This is a genomic window from Streptomyces sp. PL-25 (assembly GCF_058344915.1).
This window is the reverse complement of sequence record NZ_CP136997.1, coordinates 6,172,542-6,187,867: the sequence shown is the minus strand read 5'-3', so window position 1 is coordinate 6,187,867 and position 15,326 is coordinate 6,172,542. Positions and strand designations below refer to the sequence as shown.

The 15,326-nt window shown below is 77.4% G+C and carries 13 protein-coding genes and 2 pseudogenes; 6 read left to right on the top strand and 9 right to left on the bottom strand.

Annotated elements, in window-relative coordinates:
• The first annotated feature begins 57 nt into the window (after window positions 1-57).
• The 3 genes from R4Z62_RS27590 (at window position 58) to R4Z62_RS27580 (ending at window position 5,084) form a co-directional block, all read left to right on the top strand.
• Complete coding sequence (locus R4Z62_RS27590; protein WP_064535943.1) at window positions 58-903, top strand: helix-turn-helix transcriptional regulator; 846 nt, start codon at window positions 58-60, stop codon at window positions 901-903.
• A gap of 289 nt (window positions 904-1,192) precedes the next feature.
• Window positions 1,193-4,036, top strand: a complete 2,844-nt coding sequence (locus R4Z62_RS27585; protein WP_491521198.1) for an ATP-binding protein — start codon at window positions 1,193-1,195, stop codon at window positions 4,034-4,036.
• 247 nt (window positions 4,037-4,283) lie between these two features.
• Window positions 4,284-5,084: a S1 family peptidase gene (locus R4Z62_RS27580; protein ID WP_018571588.1), complete on the top strand. Its 801-nt coding sequence runs from the start codon at window positions 4,284-4,286 to the stop codon at window positions 5,082-5,084.
• Window positions 5,085-5,350: 266 nt separating this feature from the next.
• On the opposite strand, the pseudogene R4Z62_RS27575 reads toward R4Z62_RS27580, so the two are convergent.
• The 3 genes and pseudogenes from R4Z62_RS27575 to R4Z62_RS27565 form a co-directional block, all read right to left on the bottom strand.
• Window positions 5,351-5,765: pseudogene (locus R4Z62_RS27575) on the bottom strand (DNA glycosylase AlkZ-like family protein); the annotation flags it as partial.
• A 21-nt stretch (window positions 5,766-5,786) separates the two neighbouring features.
• A pseudogene (locus R4Z62_RS27570) lies at window positions 5,787-5,954 on the bottom strand (barstar family protein); the annotation flags it as partial.
• A 367-nt stretch (window positions 5,955-6,321) separates the two neighbouring features.
• On the bottom strand, window positions 6,322-6,774 hold the full coding sequence (locus R4Z62_RS27565; protein ID WP_382851192.1) for a TIGR03668 family PPOX class F420-dependent oxidoreductase: 453 nt from the start codon (window positions 6,772-6,774) through the stop codon (window positions 6,322-6,324).
• Window positions 6,775-6,890: 116 nt separating this feature from the next.
• Between R4Z62_RS27565 and R4Z62_RS27560 the strand changes: the two genes are divergently transcribed.
• From R4Z62_RS27560 to R4Z62_RS27550, 3 genes are all read left to right on the top strand, one after another.
• A complete protein-coding gene (locus R4Z62_RS27560) occupies window positions 6,891-7,631 on the top strand; it encodes an MgtC/SapB family protein (protein ID WP_064535938.1) in 741 nt (246 codons plus the stop codon).
• Window positions 7,632-7,716: 85 nt separating this feature from the next.
• Window positions 7,717-8,697: a polysaccharide pyruvyl transferase family protein gene (locus R4Z62_RS27555; protein ID WP_355485071.1), complete on the top strand. Its 981-nt coding sequence runs from the start codon at window positions 7,717-7,719 to the stop codon at window positions 8,695-8,697.
• A 65-nt stretch (window positions 8,698-8,762) separates the two neighbouring features.
• Window positions 8,763-9,074, top strand: coding sequence for a DUF3040 domain-containing protein (locus tag R4Z62_RS27550; protein ID WP_018571585.1), 312 nt, complete (start codon window positions 8,763-8,765; stop codon window positions 9,072-9,074).
• Between the two features lie 72 nt (window positions 9,075-9,146).
• Here the strand turns inward: R4Z62_RS27550 and R4Z62_RS27545 are convergent, their stop codons facing one another.
• The 6 genes from R4Z62_RS27545 to R4Z62_RS27520 form a co-directional block, all read right to left on the bottom strand.
• The gene (locus R4Z62_RS27545; RefSeq protein ID WP_491521197.1) at window positions 9,147-9,998 is read right to left on the bottom strand and encodes a helix-turn-helix domain-containing protein; all 852 of its coding nucleotides are present in this window, start codon (window positions 9,996-9,998) and stop codon (window positions 9,147-9,149) included.
• A 69-nt stretch (window positions 9,999-10,067) separates the two neighbouring features.
• Window positions 10,068-10,964, bottom strand: a complete 897-nt coding sequence (locus R4Z62_RS27540; protein WP_491521196.1) for a glycosyltransferase family 2 protein — start codon at window positions 10,962-10,964, stop codon at window positions 10,068-10,070.
• Entirely contained in the window at window positions 10,961-11,836 is an 876-nt protein-coding gene (locus R4Z62_RS27535; protein ID WP_382851198.1) for a glycosyltransferase family 2 protein, read from the bottom strand. Before R4Z62_RS27535 ends, R4Z62_RS27540 begins: the two co-directional genes overlap by 4 nt.
• 39 nt (window positions 11,837-11,875) lie before the next feature.
• Window positions 11,876-12,814, bottom strand: a complete 939-nt coding sequence (locus R4Z62_RS27530) for a glycosyltransferase family 9 protein (protein ID WP_355485075.1) — start codon at window positions 12,812-12,814, stop codon at window positions 11,876-11,878.
• 464 nt (window positions 12,815-13,278) lie between these two features.
• Window positions 13,279-14,715 carry a D-glycero-beta-D-manno-heptose 1-phosphate adenylyltransferase gene (gene rfaE2, locus R4Z62_RS27525; RefSeq protein WP_389598884.1) on the bottom strand — a complete coding sequence of 479 codons (1,437 nt, stop codon included), beginning with the start codon at window positions 14,713-14,715 and terminating at the stop codon, window positions 13,279-13,281.
• 1 nt (window position 14,716) lies between these two features.
• Complete coding sequence (locus R4Z62_RS27520) at window positions 14,717-15,316, bottom strand: D-sedoheptulose-7-phosphate isomerase (protein WP_064535933.1); 600 nt, start codon at window positions 15,314-15,316, stop codon at window positions 14,717-14,719.
• Window positions 15,317-15,326 lie beyond the last annotated feature (10 nt).

Sequence of the window (15,326 nt, the reverse complement as noted above, 5' to 3'; positions counted from 1 at the left end):
TCACTACCCCCGAACGGGGGTGTGGTGGGCGCGGGACCGTGACGAAGGGGCGAGCGGGTGACGGCGGACGGGTCCGGGGCGGCGGAGATCCGGGGTGCGCTGGTACGGCTGCGGCATGCGACGGGCCTTCCGGTCGCCTTCGGCGGCCTGGTCGAGCCGGGCCGGCCACGGGTGCGCATCAGCGAGCTGACGGGGACCTCGACGCTCGCGCTGAGCGCGCTCGCGGTGGTCTCGGGCAACGGTCTCGGCGGGCGGGCGGTGGCGCTGGCCCGCCCGTGCGCGGTGACGGACTACTCGCTGTCCCGGCAGATCAGCCACGAGTACGACGGGCCGGTGGCCGCCGAGGGCCTGCGGTCGATCCTGGCGGTGCCGGTGGTGGTACGGCGCCGGGTGCGGGGCGTGCTGTACGGCGCCCTGCGCACGGCCCACCCGCTGGGCGACCGCACGCTGAGCGCGGCGGTGGCGGCGGCCCGGGACGTGGAACAGGCGCTGGTGGTGCGCGAGGAGGCGCAGGGGCTGCTGGCCGCCGCCGCACCGGAGCCGGGGGCCGGGACCGGGACCGGGGAGAGCGGGGCCGTCTGGGAGCAGGTCCGCGAGGCGCACGCGGCGCTGCGCGCCCTGGCCCCGCGGATCGGCGACCCGGCCCTGCGCGCCGAACTGCTGGCGGCGTGCGGGCTGCTGACCGTGGCGGAGGAGCCGGAGTCCGGGGTGCGGCTGGCGCCCCGGGAGGTCGACGTGCTCGCCTGTGTGGCCGCCGGCGCGACCAACGCGGGCGCCGCCGCCCGGCTGGGCCTGGGCGCCGAGACGGTGAAGGGCTATCTCCGCTCGGCCATGCGCAAACTGGGCGCGCACACCCGTGGCGAGGCGGTCGCCGCGGCCCGCCGGGCGGGGGTGCTGCCGTAGCCCGCAGGCGCCGCCGCGGACGGCGAGCCGCGCCCCGCGGGCGCCGCGGCGGGCGGAGAGCGGTGGCCCGCGAGCGCCGCGGCGGGCGGAAATGCGCGGCACCGGGAGTACCGTCGGTCAGATGGTCGCGGTACGGTCGAGGGACCGTGCGGAGGGCAAGCGTATTCCATCGGCACGGCCCCGAATTACGCCGTGCCACCGCCGCTGTTATTTCCCTCACCACCCCGGCAGTCCGGAATTCACCGGCTCGATGCCTAGAATTTGGCCCGGACACGACACGAGGGGAGCGGTGACCGTGCGACGGGACTCCAAGGACCCTGCGGGCTGCCGCTCCGACCTGGTCATCGGCCGGGCCGAACCGTCCGCCGCCGCCCGTGAGCAGCTCGGACGCGGCGGGAGTGTGCTGCTGCACGGACCGGCCGGAATAGGAAAGTCGACGGTGCTGCGGGCATTGGCGGCGGAATACTCCGCCGCGGCCCGCACCGTTCTGCGCTGCTCCGCCACCGAGTCCGAATCCCATCTGCCGTTCCTGGCCCTGGCCGATCTCTTTGGTCTGGTCCTTCCGGAGGTGGCCGGGGAACTGCCCGCGGCCCAGCGCACCGCACTGGAGTCGGCGCTCACCGGACGCGGCGAGTCCACCCTCCAGCGCGACGGGCTCGCGCTGCGCCTGGCCGTGCTCTCCACCCTGCGCGCGCTCGCCGCGCGCGGCCCGGTCCTGATCGTCGCCGACGACCTCCAGTGGCTGGATCCGGCCAGCGCGGAACTTCTCGGGTTCGCCGCCCGCCGACTGGGCGGCACCCCCGTACGCATGCTGTGCGCGGTGCGCACCGAGGACCAGGACTACGCCCGCCAGCTGCGCGCCTGCCCGCCCGACACCCTCTCCGTGCGGCTGGGCCCGCTCTCCCGCGCCCAGGTCTCCGCGCTGCTCGACCACCGCGGCTACACCGGGCTGCCCCGCTCCACGGTCCGCGAGATCCACCGCACCAGCGGCGGCAACCCGCTGTTCGCGCTGGAGCTGGGCCGGGCGCTCGCCGAGAGCCCCGCCTCGCCCCGGCCCGGCGAACCGCTGCCGGTGCCGACCTCGCTGCGCGCCCTGGTGCTCAGCCGGCTGGAGATGCTGTCCGAGGAGGCCCGCCGCACCCTCCTGGTGGCCAGCGCGGGCGCCCGGCCCACCCCGGCGCTGCTGCACGCGGCCGGCCGGGAGAACGCCGAGGCCGAGTGCGCCCAGGCCGCCGGGCTCGGACTGCTGGCCACCGAACCGGAGGGCCCCGCCGTCCGGTTCGCGCATCCGCTGATCTCCGCCGCGCTGTACGCCGAGGCGCCCGCCCAGGAGCGGCGGGCCGTGCACGCGGCGCTGTCCACCGCGGCCTCCGACCCGATCGAACGCGCCCGCCATCTGGCCCTGGCCACCACCGGCACCGACCCGGACGTGGCCGCCCGGCTGGCCGAGGCCGCCGCGCTGGCCCGCGACCGCGGCGCCCCCTCGGTGGCCGCCTCGCTCGGGCTGCTCGCCGCCCGGCACACCCCGGCCGACGGTGAACCGGGCCCCGACGAACGGCGGTTGGCGGCCGCCGAGGACGCCATCACGGCCGGTGAGGTGGACCTCGCCCGGGACATCGCCCGGGAGGTGCTGACCCGGGCCGCCGTGCCCGCCCAGCGGGTGCGGGCCTGGATGGTGGTGGTCGAGGCCGCCGGGCAGGCCCTCGGGGACGTGGACGCGGTCTTCCCGCAGGCGCTCGCCGACGCCGGTGACGACCCCGGGCTGCTCGCCCAGGTCCACTACCAGCTCGCCTGGCGGGCCCTGGTCGTCGAGGGCGACTTCGCCGAGGCCCGCCAGGAGGCCGCGCACGCCGCCGAACTGGCCGCGCGCGGCCGGGACCGGCGCACCGAGCTGATGGCGCTGGCCTTCCAGGCGTCCACCGAGACCCTGATGGGCCATCCCGACGCCGCGGAGACCATCGCCCGCGCCACCCAGGAGCCCCAGGACCCCTACGTGGCCTGCCACCACAACGGCGTCGGCTCGGCCCGCTACCGCTGGCTGCTGATGAGCGACCGGCTCACCGAGGCGCGGGCCACCATCACCGCGCTGCTCGGCGAGGTGCGGCGGCGCGGCATGGTGGAGAGCGAGGTGCACTACCTGCGGCTGCTCGCCGAGACCGAACTGCGCGCCGGGCACTGCGGGCGCGCCCTTGACCTGGCCCGCGAGAGCCTGCGGCTGGCCCGGGACACCGGGATCGGCGAGGGCGCCTCCGCCATGCTGGCCTGCTTCGCCGAGGCGTCCGGCGGGGACACCGAACGGGCGCTGGGCCTGGCCCGGGACGCGGTCAGGCTCGCCGAGGAGGACGGCGACCAGATGTACCTCTCGCGCGCGCTGGCGGCCCTCGGCTACGCCCAGTTCGTCGCGGGCGACGCGCGGGCGTGCGCGGCGACGCTGCGCCGGGTGCGGGAGCTGGAGCAGGGCCTCGGCATCACCGACCCGGCCCGGGGCCGCTGGCACGGCGACCTGGCGGAGGCGCTGGTGCTGGCCGGCGAGCCGGCCGAGGCCCAGCAGGTCATCGACACGGCCCGCGCCCACGCGCTGCGGCTGGGCCGCGAGAGCGTGCTCGCCGTGCTGGACCGGGCGGAGGCGCTGGTCCGCGCGGCCCACGGCGAGACCGAGGCGGCCGTGGCCCGGCTGACGTCCGCGCAGGACCGGCTGGCCAAGCTGGGCAACGGCCTGGAGGAGGCGCGGGCCGCCTTCGCGCTCGCCGGGCTGCACACCGTCCCGCGCGCGCCCGGTGCCGCCCGCGCGCCGGGCGCCGCGGCCCCGGGCCCCGCCGCGTACGACGAGGCGGCGCGCCTGTTCCGGCGCTGCCGGGCCCGGCCGTGGCTGCGCCGGGTGGACGCCGCCGCCTCGGCCCGTCCGGCCCGGCCGGAGCCCGAGGCGGTGCCGCCGGTGCTGGACGGACTGGCCTCGATGGAGCGTCAGGTCGCCTCCCTCGTCATGGAGGGCGCGACCAACCGGGAGATCGCCGGGCGGCTCTTCATCAGCGTCAAGACGGTGGAGGCGACCCTGACCCGGGTCTACCGCAAGCTGGGCATCCGTTCGCGCGTCGACATCGTCCGTTTGGCGGCAGGCCGGCGCGCGAAGTGAGCACGGCCCGGGTTGACTGACCGGGTGGAACACAGTGCGGACGGCCGCGGTCACCGGTGCGGGGCCACCGAGGGTTTTCCCTGTGCGGGCGGGCTAGGGGGTTCCCTCATTGGGGCCGTGCGGGACGGGCCCTAGCGTGAAGGACGTGCCGCTCGCCCGGATCCACGGGAGTCCGGACCGGGTCCCTCGGCCCGCCCGGTCCCCCGCACCTGTGCGACCCCCCACCGGCCAGCCCACGAGGAGACGCATGTTCGGCCTCACCCGCGTCCGACCCAGGCGACTGGGACGCGCCGCCGCCGCGCTGTCGGCCGGTGCCGCCACCGCGCTGCTCACCGCGCCCGGAGCGGCCGCCGCCGTACCGGAGTCCGTCGTCGGCGGCACACCGACCACGACCTCGGCGTACCCCTTCGTCATGCAGGTCACGGACGCGTCCGGCAAGCAGTTCTGCGGGGGCACGCTGGTGGCGGCCAGGAAGGTGGTCACCGCGGCGCACTGCGTGGCCGGGGAGAGCGCGGGCGGGGTGCGGGTGGTCGGGGGCCGCACGAACCTGCACGGCAGCGACGGCAGGGTCGGCAAGGTCAGCGGCATCTGGGTCGACCCGGACTTCACGGACGCCGCGAGCGGTTCCGACGTGGCCGTGCTGACGCTGGCGGCGGCGATGCCGTACACCCCGGCGCCGTACGTCTCGGCCGCGGACACCTCGGTGTACGCGCCCGGCAGCACCGGACGGGTGCTGGGCTGGGGCACCACCGCCGAAGGCGGCGGCGCCTCCGAGCAGTTGCGGACGGCGACCGTCCCGGTGATGTCCGACACCGGGTGCGCGGACGCCTACGGCTCCGACTTCGTCGCGAGCGACATGGTTTGCGCCGGGTACGACTCCGGCGGCACAGACACCTGCCAGGGCGACAGCGGCGGTCCCCTGCTAGTCGGGGGCGTCCTGGCAGGGATCACTTCATGGGGCGACGGCTGCGCCCAGGCGGGCCGGCCGGGTGTCTACACCCGGCTGGCCACGTTCTCGGACCTGGTCACCGCGCAGCTCGGCTCCTGAGGTCTCCCGGGGCTGGTCCCCCGGGGTGCGACCAGGGGGCGCTGCGGGCCTCCACGAGCGGCCCGCAGCGCCCCCTCCAACGCCCGGCACCCGCGGCCCGGCCTCGCATCACGTCCGGACGGCGGCACGGAACCGGATGCCGTACGCCTCCCCGGGGCGCGGCCGGCGTGCAGCCGCTCGCCGCCCTCCTCCGCCCCGGCCTGACGCTGGGCGCGGGTCGGTTCGCCGGACGGCTCGACGACGAGGAGTTCGGTGCCGTGACCGTCGCCGAACCGGTGCTCGGCGGTGGTCAGGGCGACCTGGCCGCCACGGCCCCACAGCCCGCGCGGGGTGGGCGAGCCGGGCGAGGTCGACGCCGGTGAGTCCCTCGTGGAACTGGGCCGGTTCGCGGGTGCGGGCGCTCTGCACGAGGGCGCGAAGGGCCAGGCAGTCGGCGGCGGTGTGGATGTCCAGGGTCGACCGCGGGGTGACGATGCGGGCCACGGCCCGGTCGGCCATCAGCCCGGCCAGATGCGGCACGAAGCCGTCCAGGCGGGCGGCCGGCGCGTAATACGGCGGCCGGACGTTCTGCGTCTGGAGCCCGACGAGCTGGCCGACGGCGGCTTCGGCGGGCAACGGCGAGCGGCACGGCGGCAGTTGGCGGGTGAAAGTTGCGCGAGCGTCCGTGTACGCGTCTCCCAGTGCGGCGCGGGAGGCGGCGAGGTCGTGCCAGCGCACGCGCAGGGGGCGGTCGCTGTTCCGGCGCAGGGAGCGCAGGCAGTCGTGGAGCGCGTCGAGGTTGGAACCGAAGTAGCCGCCCGGCCCGTTGACCGCTTCTCCGAGGGCGCAGTAGAAGGATTCCTTGGTGGTGAGGGCAGAGCCGTCGAGCACGGCCGTCTCGGTGGTGCCGTACCGCGTGGCGCGGCGGCCGGAGGTGAACCAGGCCGTCTGGACCACGTGCAGCCAGCTTCCGTGCGTCCGGGCCGGCCCGCGGGCCCACTCGCCGGGTCCGGCCGGACCGCCCTCGGCCCACAGCGGCCAGATCCGGCCCGCATCGGGGTACTCGCAGGTGTGGCCGAGGAAGTCCCAGTCGGCGCCGGGTCGTTCACCGGCGCCGGAGGAGGGGTCCGGCAGCACGGGCGACACCCGGCCGATGACGTACTCACCGACCGCGCTGCCGTCCCGGCCGACCACCTCCAGCCGCGCGTCCTCGGTCCGGGCAGCGGACCGGGTCCGGACGGCGGCCCGGCGGCGGTGTTCAGAGTGTCCGGCCCGTCCAGCCCGTCCAGCCCGTCCAGCGCCGGACGGTGATCTCGACGACCGCGCCGTCCGGTGGCTGGGCCGCGTACTGCGGGTAGGTGTGCCGCAGGAGTTCCAGCGCGCCCAGGCGCGGGACTGACGTGGCGTCAGGTCTGTCCGGTGGCAGGATGCGGGCGTGGCCGTCGGCGCGGGCCCACCACAGCCGGGTCCAGTCCTCGTCGTAGGCGTCGGCGAGCAGGCACACGGCCGGGTGGGCAGCGATGTTGCGCAGGCGTCGCAGGGCGGTGGTGGTCTTCGGCTTGTGGTCGACCGCCGTCACGATCGTGTCGCCGCGCACGGCGAACACCACCGGCACCAGGTGCGGGCGGCCGTCCGGGCCGACCGTGGCCAGGTGCGCCACCCGTGCGGCCGCGAACCGCCGCCGGGCCTCTCGCGCGTCCAGACGTGGCACGTCGGGGCCTCCTTCACCGCCGGGTGAGCGCGTCCCGCCTCCGGGTACCCCCTCGGAGCCGTACGGGGCGGACAATGAGGTCCGTACGCCGAGGTGAGGGCGACGAAGGGAGACGCATGCCGGGGCTCGCGGTTCCGCTGTGGGACGTGGCCAATGGACAGGGACTGCGCCAGCTCGCCGAGCTGGGGCTCGCGCTGCTGCTGTCGAGCCTGATCGGCTGGGAGCGGGAGGCGCACCAGAAGAGCGCGGGGCTGCGCACCCACACTCTGGTCGGGGTCGCCAGCGCGCTGATGATGGAGGTGTCGCAGCACGGGTTCACCAATGTGCTGGGCCTGGACCACGTGTCCTTCGACCCGTCCCGGGTGGCGGCCCAGATCGTCTCCGGCATCGGCTTCATCGGTGGCGGCCTGATCTTCGTACGGCGGGACGCGGTGCGCGGGCTGACGACCGCCGCCACCATCTGGCTGACCTGTGCCGTGGGCATGGCCTGCGGGGGCGGTCTGCCGATCCTGGCGCTGGCCACGACGGTGCTGCACTTCCTGGTGGTGCGCGGCTATCCCCGGCTCTCCGGCCGGCTCACCCGCCGCGGCGTGCCGGGCACGGTGGAGGTGCGGCTGACGTATCTGACGGGCCGGGCGCTGCTGCCGCGGCTGATGGAGCGGTGCACCGGCCGGGGCTTTCGCATCCTGGAGTTCAAGGCCGACCGGCTGCCCGGCCGCACCGACGCCGCCGCCCGGGTACTGCTGCGCCTGGAGGGCACCGCCGACACCGGGCTGCTGGCGTCCGAGCTGTTCCAGGAGGACGGCGTCGTCGACGTGGAGCTGGACCTCGGCGCGGAGGACGAGCAGGACGCTTAGCCCCCGCTCCCCTTTTCCCACTCCCCTGCTCCCCGGTCGCCGGTGCGTGCATGGCGCCGGGCCGGGCGGGCACCCGGGGCGCACTGTGCACCAGGAACGACAGCGCCAGGAACGCCGGGACCGGGAACAGCACGGCTCGCGCACGCTGCTCACCGGCTGGTTCAGCTTCCCGGACGGGGAGGCGACCGCCGGGGACGTGCTCGCGCTGCGCCGCGTGGAGGACGTGCTGCGCCGGGCGGGCGTGGCCTACGACGTCGCCTGGAGCCCCGGATTCCGGCCGGGCGCGCTGCACCTGGCCGATCTGTCGCCCGCGCGCTACGGACATCTGGTGTTCGTGTGCGGTCCGCTGCACGGGCCGCAGGTGGCCCGGCTGCACCGGCGGTTCGCGCACTGTGTGCGGATCGCCGTGGGCACCTCGGTGCCCGACCCCGGCAGCGAGGCCGTCACCGGCTTCCACCGGGTGCTGGCCCGGGACGCCCCGGGCGCCGGGCCCCTACCGGACCTGGCGGCCTCGGCGCCCGCGCTCCCGGCCCGGCCGGTGGTCGGGGTGATCCTCACGCACGGGCAGCACGAGTACGGCGCGGCCCGGCGGCACGGCGCGGTCGCCGCGGCGGTGACGGGCTGGCTGCACGGCAAGGACTGCGCGCGCCTGGAACTGGAGACCCGGCTCGACGCGCACGACTGGCGGCTGTGCGCCACCCCCGCGCAGCTGGAGTCCGTGCTGCGGCGCCTCGACCTCGTCGTCACCGACCGGCTGCACGGGCTGGTGCTCGCGCTGCGCGCGGGTACACCGGCGCTGGCGGTGGACCCGGTCGCCGGGGGTGCGAAGGTGAGCGCCCAGGCGCGGGCCTGCGGCTGGCCGGCGCTGGTGGCGGCCGAGCGCCTGGAGTCGGCCGGCGCGGTGGAGCTGGAGCGCTGGTGGGGCTGGTGCCTGACGTCGGGACGGGTGGCAGCGCGGCAGGCGCGGGACGAGTTCGCGGCGGGCGCGGGCCCGGACGGGGCCGAGGAGCTGCCCGCGCTGCTGGGGGCGCGGGAGCGGGGCCCGCGGCGGGCCCGTCACGGTTAGCCGCAGGACCGCGCGGGCACCCGGAACGGGACGCGGCAGGCAGCTCGGTCCCCGTAGGAGCAACAGTGTCGACATACCGACTTCCCGATCACGAGCAGCGGATCCTGGACGAGATAGAACGCGCTCTGAGCCGTGACCGCAGACTGGCCCGGCGGCTGAGCGCCACGCACCGGCGCCGTGGCCCCGACCCGGCCCGGGTGGCGGCCTACGCGCCGCGGCCCGTGACCGTGATCGCGCTGCTCGCGGTGGCCGTGGCCCTCCTCGCGGCCGGGGTCGCCACCGGCGAGCCGGGGGTGATCTGGGCGTTCGCCGCGGTGTGGCCGGCCGCGCTGTTCGCGGCCCTGCGCCTGTGGTGCCATCGGGCGCGGATACGCTGACCGGCGCCGCACCGGATTCGTCCCGCACCCGATACGTCCCGCGCCGCGCCCGGCAGGTCCGGCCGGGCGGTCTCAGGACGCGGTGGCCCCCGCCCCGGTCGTCAGCAGGCGCAGCGCCTCGTGGGACGGGCTGCCGGGCTCCGCGGTGAGCACCATCAGGCGCTGGCCCGAGTCGTCCGGGCTGTTCCAGGTGTCGCAGTCGAGCGTGAGGTCCCCGGCCACGGGGTGCCGGTACTGCTTGGTGCCGTGGCTGGAGGTGGTGACGCGGCGTTCGGTCCACCAGGCGCGGAAGTCGGGGTCCGCGGCGGAGAGTTCGGCGACGAGCCGCCCGAGGCCGGGGTCGTCGGGGCCGGCCGCGCCGCCCATGCGCAGGGCGGCGACGGTGTCGCGCGCGTCGTGCCGCCACTCGCGGTGCGTCCCGCGCACCACCGGGTCGGTGAACATCAGGCGCACATAGTTGCGCCGGTCCCGCGGTATCTCCGCGAAGTCGGTGTAGAGGGCCACCGCCGCCGCGTCCCAGGCCAGGACGTCCAGATGCCTGCCCAGGACGATCGCCGGGGCACCGGGGAGCTGGGCGAGCAGGCGCCGCAGCGCGGGCCGTACGCGCTGGGCAGGGCGCCGCCGGTCCGGGCGGGCGTCGGTCTTGCCCGCCGGCTTGTACAGGTACGTCTCCTGGTCCTCGTCCAGGCGCAGCGCGCGGGCCGGCACGGCGAGCACGGACGCGGAGGCGGGGGCCCGGCCCTGTTCCAGCCGCGTGTAGTGGTCGACGCTGATCGCGGCGATCCGCGCGACCTCCTCGCGGCGCAGTCCGGCGACCTTGCGGCGGGACTCGGCCGGGGGCAGCCCGAACGCGTCCGGCGCCAGCACGGCCCGGCGGGCCTTGAGGAAGGCCCCGAGTTCGCGGGGGTCGGCTGCCGTGTCCACGGCTCCATTGTCACCCGGTGCGCGGGCGGCGCCCGGCCGACCGCGCCCCGGCCGCGCCCCGGTGCGCGGTCAGCCGGTGTAGCGGCGGGCCTTCGACCGGCGCTGGCTCTCCTCCAGGAGCCGCAGCCCGTCCTCCACCTGCGGCGGCAGCACCCGCCGCTCGCGCAGCACCCACGGCAGGGCGCCGGCCGCCTCGGCGAAGGCACGCAGCGACGCGGTGTCGCGCGGCACCGTGCGCGCCAGATGGGCGGTACGGCGCAGCGCGGGACCGAGCGGGCGGCGCAGCCAGGTGAACCACAGGGTGTTGCGGATGCCGTCCCGGCGGCGGCGCGTCGGGTCCCGTACCTCGGAGGGCTGGTGATGGATCGTCAGCTCCTCGGCGTACGTCAGCCACCAGCCGTCCGCCGCCAGGTCGGCGGCCAGCAGTTCCTCCTCGCCGCCGAGCCACAGCCGCGGGTGGAAGCCGCCGGCCCGGCGGAACGCGTCGGTGCGCAGGACGGTCGCCGCCGCGAGGAAGGAGCCCAGCGCCGGGCCGGGCAGCCAGCGGGGGCCGGGCACGGGCGAGTTGCGCAGTTCCTCGACGATCGGGTCCTCGGTGCCGTCCGGCTCGACGACGATGCGGGCGGTGACCGCGCCGAGCGCGGCGTGCCGGTCGAGCAGGTCGGCGGCGCCGGCCAGCGCGCCGGGCGCCCACCAGGAGTCGTCGTCGCAGAAGGCCACGTAGGGGGTGCGGACCCGGCGCACGGCCAGGTTGCGGCCCACCGCGCCGAGGTTGCGGCCGGGGCGCAGCAGCAGGACGCGCGGATGGTGGCGGGCCACGGCGGCGGAGGTGCCGTCGGTGGAGCCGTTGTCGGTGACGATCACCGCGGGCCGCTCGGGGAGTTCGGCGAGGCGGTCCAGGGTGCGCAGGAGTTCGTCGCGGCGGTTGTGGGTGATGACCACGACGGTGGTGCGCGGGTCGGTCACGGGGTGCCTCCCCGGTCCTGGTCCAGTTCCCGTACGGCGCGTTCGACGTACGGGGGAAGGGGGTGCCGGGCGCGCAGGGCGCGGGGCAGGCGGTGCAGCGCCTCGCGCAGGGCGCGGCGGGCGTCCGGGTCGTGGCGGGCGTCGGCGGCCAGGGCGCGGGTGCGGGCGAGGGCGTGTGGCAGCGGGCGGCGCAGCCAGGCGGTGAGGAGTTCGTTGCGGCGTACCAGGGCCCCGCGGCCGGTGCGCGGGCCGGACGCCGGGTGGTGGTGGGCGACCACCTCGGGGCAGTGGGTGACGCCCCAGCCGCGGGCGGCGAGGTCGTAGGCGAGCAGGGTCTCCTCGCCGCCGAAGAACAGCAGCGGGTGGAAGCCGCCCGCGTCGAGGTAGGCGGTGCGGCGGGTGACGGCGGCGCAGGCGAGGAAGCCGAGCACCTGGGTGCCGGGCAGGTCGGTGGCACGGCCGAGCGGCGAGTCGGCGAGCACCTTGTCCAGCGGGTCGGGTTCGTCCTCGGGACCGACGAGGGTGCGGGCGGCGAGCAGGCCGAGCCGGGGATGGCGCTCCAGCAGGCGTACGGCCTCGGCGAGCGCGCCCGGTTCCCACCAGGAGTCGTCGTCGCTGAAGGCCACGTAGGGCGTGTGCAGGGCGCGGACGCCGTGGGTGCGGGCGCAGGCGCCCCGGTTGGACGGCAGGGCCAGGACGCGGACCTGTGGGAAGTCGCGGGCCAGGCGGGCACGGGTGTCGTCGGTGGAGGCGTTGTCGGCGACCACGATCTCGGGGTGTTCGGGCAGGTCGAGCAGGTGGCGCAGGGTCACGGCGAGGCCGGCCGAGCGGTTGCGGGTGGCGATGACCACGCCGACGGGTGCGTGTTCCATGTCCGGGTCGTCCTTCGGTCGTCCTGCGGGTGTCCTCGGTCAGCGCGCCGGTCCGGGGAGCGCGTCGAGGGCGTCCAGGGCTTCGTCGGGGCTGATCCTCAGCAGCGCCGGGTCGGGGTCGCTTCCGTGCGGGTCGCCCTCCGGGCCGTGCCAGAGGGCGCGGTGGCGGGGGTCGCCCGGCGGCGGGCCCCAGCGGCTGGGCGGGACCGGGCCGCACAGGGTCACCGACGGGGTGGCGTGGGCGACGGCGAGGTGCGCGATGCCGGTGTCGCCGCTGAGGACGGCGCGGGCGGCGGCGACGAGCGCCGAGAGCCGGCCCAGCGGCAGGCCGCCGGCGAACACGTCGGTGCCGGGCAGCCCCGCCCGCGCGGCCACGGCCGCTGCCAGGCCGGACTCGTCCGGCCCGCCGGTGACGACGACGCGGTGGCCGCGGGCGCGGGCCGCGGCGGCGACGGCCGCGAACCGGTCGGGCGGCCAGCGGCGCGCGGGAGAGCCCGCACCGGGGTGCACGACGAGCGCGCCCGGGGCCGGGGAGGGCTCCGCCGGGCGGGGCAGCCGCAGGTCGGCGGGGTCGGCGTCGACGCCGTACCAGCGCAGCAGCCGGCACCAGCGGTCCCGTTCGTGCTCCTCGGCGAACCAGTTCGGGCCCTCGATGCCCGGGGTCCAGGGGTGCGCGAACGCGAACAGCCGTGCGGGGCGGAGCGCGGCGAGCAGGCGGTGGCTGGGCGGACCGTTGCCGTGCAGGTCGACGGCGACGTCCGGGGGCGGCCCGGCCCAGGCCAGCTCACCGGGTACGGCGCGGCCGGGCGCCGAGGCGGGCAGCAGCCGGTCGACGGCGCCCGTCGCCGCGACGAGCGGCGCCAGCTCCCGCGGCGCGGCGAGCACGATCTCGTACCCCGGGAACCCCCGCCGCAGGGCACGCAGCGCCGGTACACCCGCCAGCAGATCCCCGACCCCGAGGGCGCGTAGGACGAGCAGACGGGGCGGGCGGGGCGGCTGGGAGGAGGTGCGGGGCGCGGGCGAGGGCGCGGTGTCCGGGGCCGTGGGGGTGGTGGGGACCACGGGGGCGGTGCCGCGGTCGGCCGTACGAGGTGAGGAGGACGCCCCGACGCGCCGGGCGCCGGGCTCCTGGGGTGCGAGGGAGGTGCCTGCGGGAACGGTGCTCAGAGGAGGCCCCTCGGCCGCGGAGACCGCGCTTCGCGCTCCCGCCGCCGGCGGATCGGCGGCGGCACGGGACACGGTGGCTCCGCGCGGTGGGCCGTGACGCCCGGTACGGGTGATCCGGGGTCCCGGCGACGCGCCCCGCAGGGCGGTGTCCGGCCCGGCGCCGCCGGACCGCGGCACCTGGGCGGCCCCCGCCGGACCGGCGAGCCCCGCCGCACCGGCCGACCGCGGCGCAACCGCGGACCGCGGCGTGCCGTCCCCGTGCCGGGCCGCGCCCCTCACCGTGCTCCCTCCGCCGCCCGTGCCAGCAGTGCCGTGGAGGAGTGGCCGTCCAGGTACGGGAGCAGGACGGCCTGGCCGCCCCACTCCTGGAGGAGGGCGGCCTCGGGGAGTTCGGCGCCTGCGTAGTCGCCGCCCTTGACCCAGACGTCGGGGCGGAGGGCGGCGAGGAGGCGTTCGGGGGTCTCCTCATCGAAGACGGCGACGGCGTCCACGCAGGCCAGGGCGCGCAGGACGCGCAGGCGGTCGGCGAGCGGGTTGACGGGGCGGCCCTCGCCCTTGCGGCGCCGTACGGAGGAGTCGGAGTTGACGCAGACGACGAGGCAGTCGCCGATGCGCCGGGCGGCCTGGAGCAGGCCGACGTGTCCGGCGTGCAGCAGGTCGAAGCAGCCGCCCGCGGCGACGACGGTGCCGCCGGCGGCGCGGACCCGGGCGATCAGCTCGGCGGGGTCGTCCCGGCGCGGCGGGGCGGCCGGGGCGTGCGCGGCGCGCGAAGCGTCCAGCAGTCCGCCCGCCCCGCCCGCGCCGACGAACGCGCTCGCCGCGGTGACGGCGCCCTCGACGGCCTCCTCCACGAGCGCGCCGTCCGCGAGGAGTCCGGCCGCGGTGGCGGCGAAGCGGTCCCCGGCGCCGCACGGGTCTCCGTGGTGGGCGACGGTGGCCGGTACCAGCAGCGGGTGCTCGCCGTAGGAGAGCAGGGCGCCGCGGTCGCCGAGGGTCACCGTGACGGCGGCGACGCGCCAGTGCCGTACCAGCGCGGCGGCCTCGTGGGCGACGGTGCGCAGGGCGCTGCCCGCGCCGCCGGACCCGGCGCCGTCCCCGGAAGCGGAGGCCGGGGCGCGGTCCGCTTCCGCGTCCGCCGGGCGCAGCGCCGTGGCGAAGCCGTGGGCCTCCGCGCGGGCCGGGGTGGCCAGGCGGGTGCCCGGTACCGGCGGGCCGCCGCGCGGGTGCGGGTCCCACAGGACGGGGGGCCGGCGCCCGAGTTCGGCGCGCAGGGCGTCCGCGGCGCCACGTCCGTAGTCGGAGACGAGGACGGCCGCCGCCCCGGCGAGCGCCGCCCGCGCCTCTTCGGTGGCGCGCCGGGCGCGGCCGGAGCCGTGGTCGAGGCGGACCACGGGGCGGCCCTGGGCCAGGACGCGGGTCTTCTCGGAGATCTCGCCGCTCATCGGGAGCGGCACGAGGGTGAGCCAGGGTTCCAGCAGGCGGCGCAGTTCGCGCGCGGCCGGGCCGTCGTCCAGGCCGGTGACCAGGGTGACGTCGCGGCCGTCGCGGGCGGCGAGGTAGGCCGTGAGCGCGGCGCCGCCCGGCCGCAGCCGTTCCGCGCAGTCGGCGACGACGGGGACGGGCGCGTCGGGTGCGAGCCGGTCGGCGTGTCCGGTGAGGTCGCGGTCCAGCAGGGCGTCGCCGACCACGACCAGGGGTGCCTTGCCCGTCATGTCACCTCCCGCCCCGCTGGAGGGCGTCCTGTTCGAGGGCGCCGTCGAAGGCCGCGCAGAGCATGTGCACGGCGACCAGGTGGAGTTCCTGCACGGTGGCCGTGGAGGGGCCGTCGGCGCACAGCGCCTCGTCGCTGCCGGCGCTGAGCGGGTTGGGTGCCGGGCCGGTCAGCGCCCACACCCGCAGTCCGGCCGCGCGTCCCGCGTCGGCCGCCGAGAGCAGGTTGGCGCTGGCGCCGCTGGTGGACAGCAGCATCAGTACGTCGCCGGGCCTGCCGTGGGCGCGCACCTGGCGGGCGAACACCTCGTCGACGCCGTAGTCGTTGGCGATGGCGGTGGTGCTGGAGGTGTCGGCGTGCAGGGCGATCGCCGAGTAGGCGGGGCGGTCGTCGCGGTAGCGGCCGACGAGTTCGGCGGTGAGGTGCTGGGCCTGGGCGGCGCTGCCGCCGTTGCCCGCGGCGAGCAGCCGCCCGCCGCCGCCGAGGACGGCGGCGAGGCGTTCGCCCCAGCGCTGGGTGATGTGCGCGTGGCCGCGGAACCGGCCCAGGGCGGTGAGGAGTTCGTCGCAGTGGCCGACGACGGCCGGGGTCTGTGTGCTCATGGCGTCACCT

What these genes read in the sequence shown, in the direction of transcription:
- R4Z62_RS27580 (WP_018571588.1), top strand. Translation starts at nt 4,284, where the DNA reads ATGTTCGGCCTCACCCGCGTCCGACCCAGGCGACTGGGACGCGCCGCC.
- R4Z62_RS27560 (WP_064535938.1), top strand. Translation starts at nt 6,891, where the DNA reads ATGCCGGGGCTCGCGGTTCCGCTGTGGGACGTGGCCAATGGACAGGGA.
- R4Z62_RS27535 (WP_382851198.1), bottom strand. Translation starts at nt 11,836, where the DNA reads ATGGAACACGCACCCGTCGGCGTGGTCATCGCCACCCGCAACCGCTCG.
- rfaE2 (WP_389598884.1), bottom strand. Translation starts at nt 14,715, where the DNA reads ATGACGGGCAAGGCACCCCTGGTCGTGGTCGGCGACGCCCTGCTGGAC.
- R4Z62_RS27520 (WP_064535933.1), bottom strand. Translation starts at nt 15,316, where the DNA reads ATGAGCACACAGACCCCGGCCGTCGTCGGCCACTGCGACGAACTCCTC.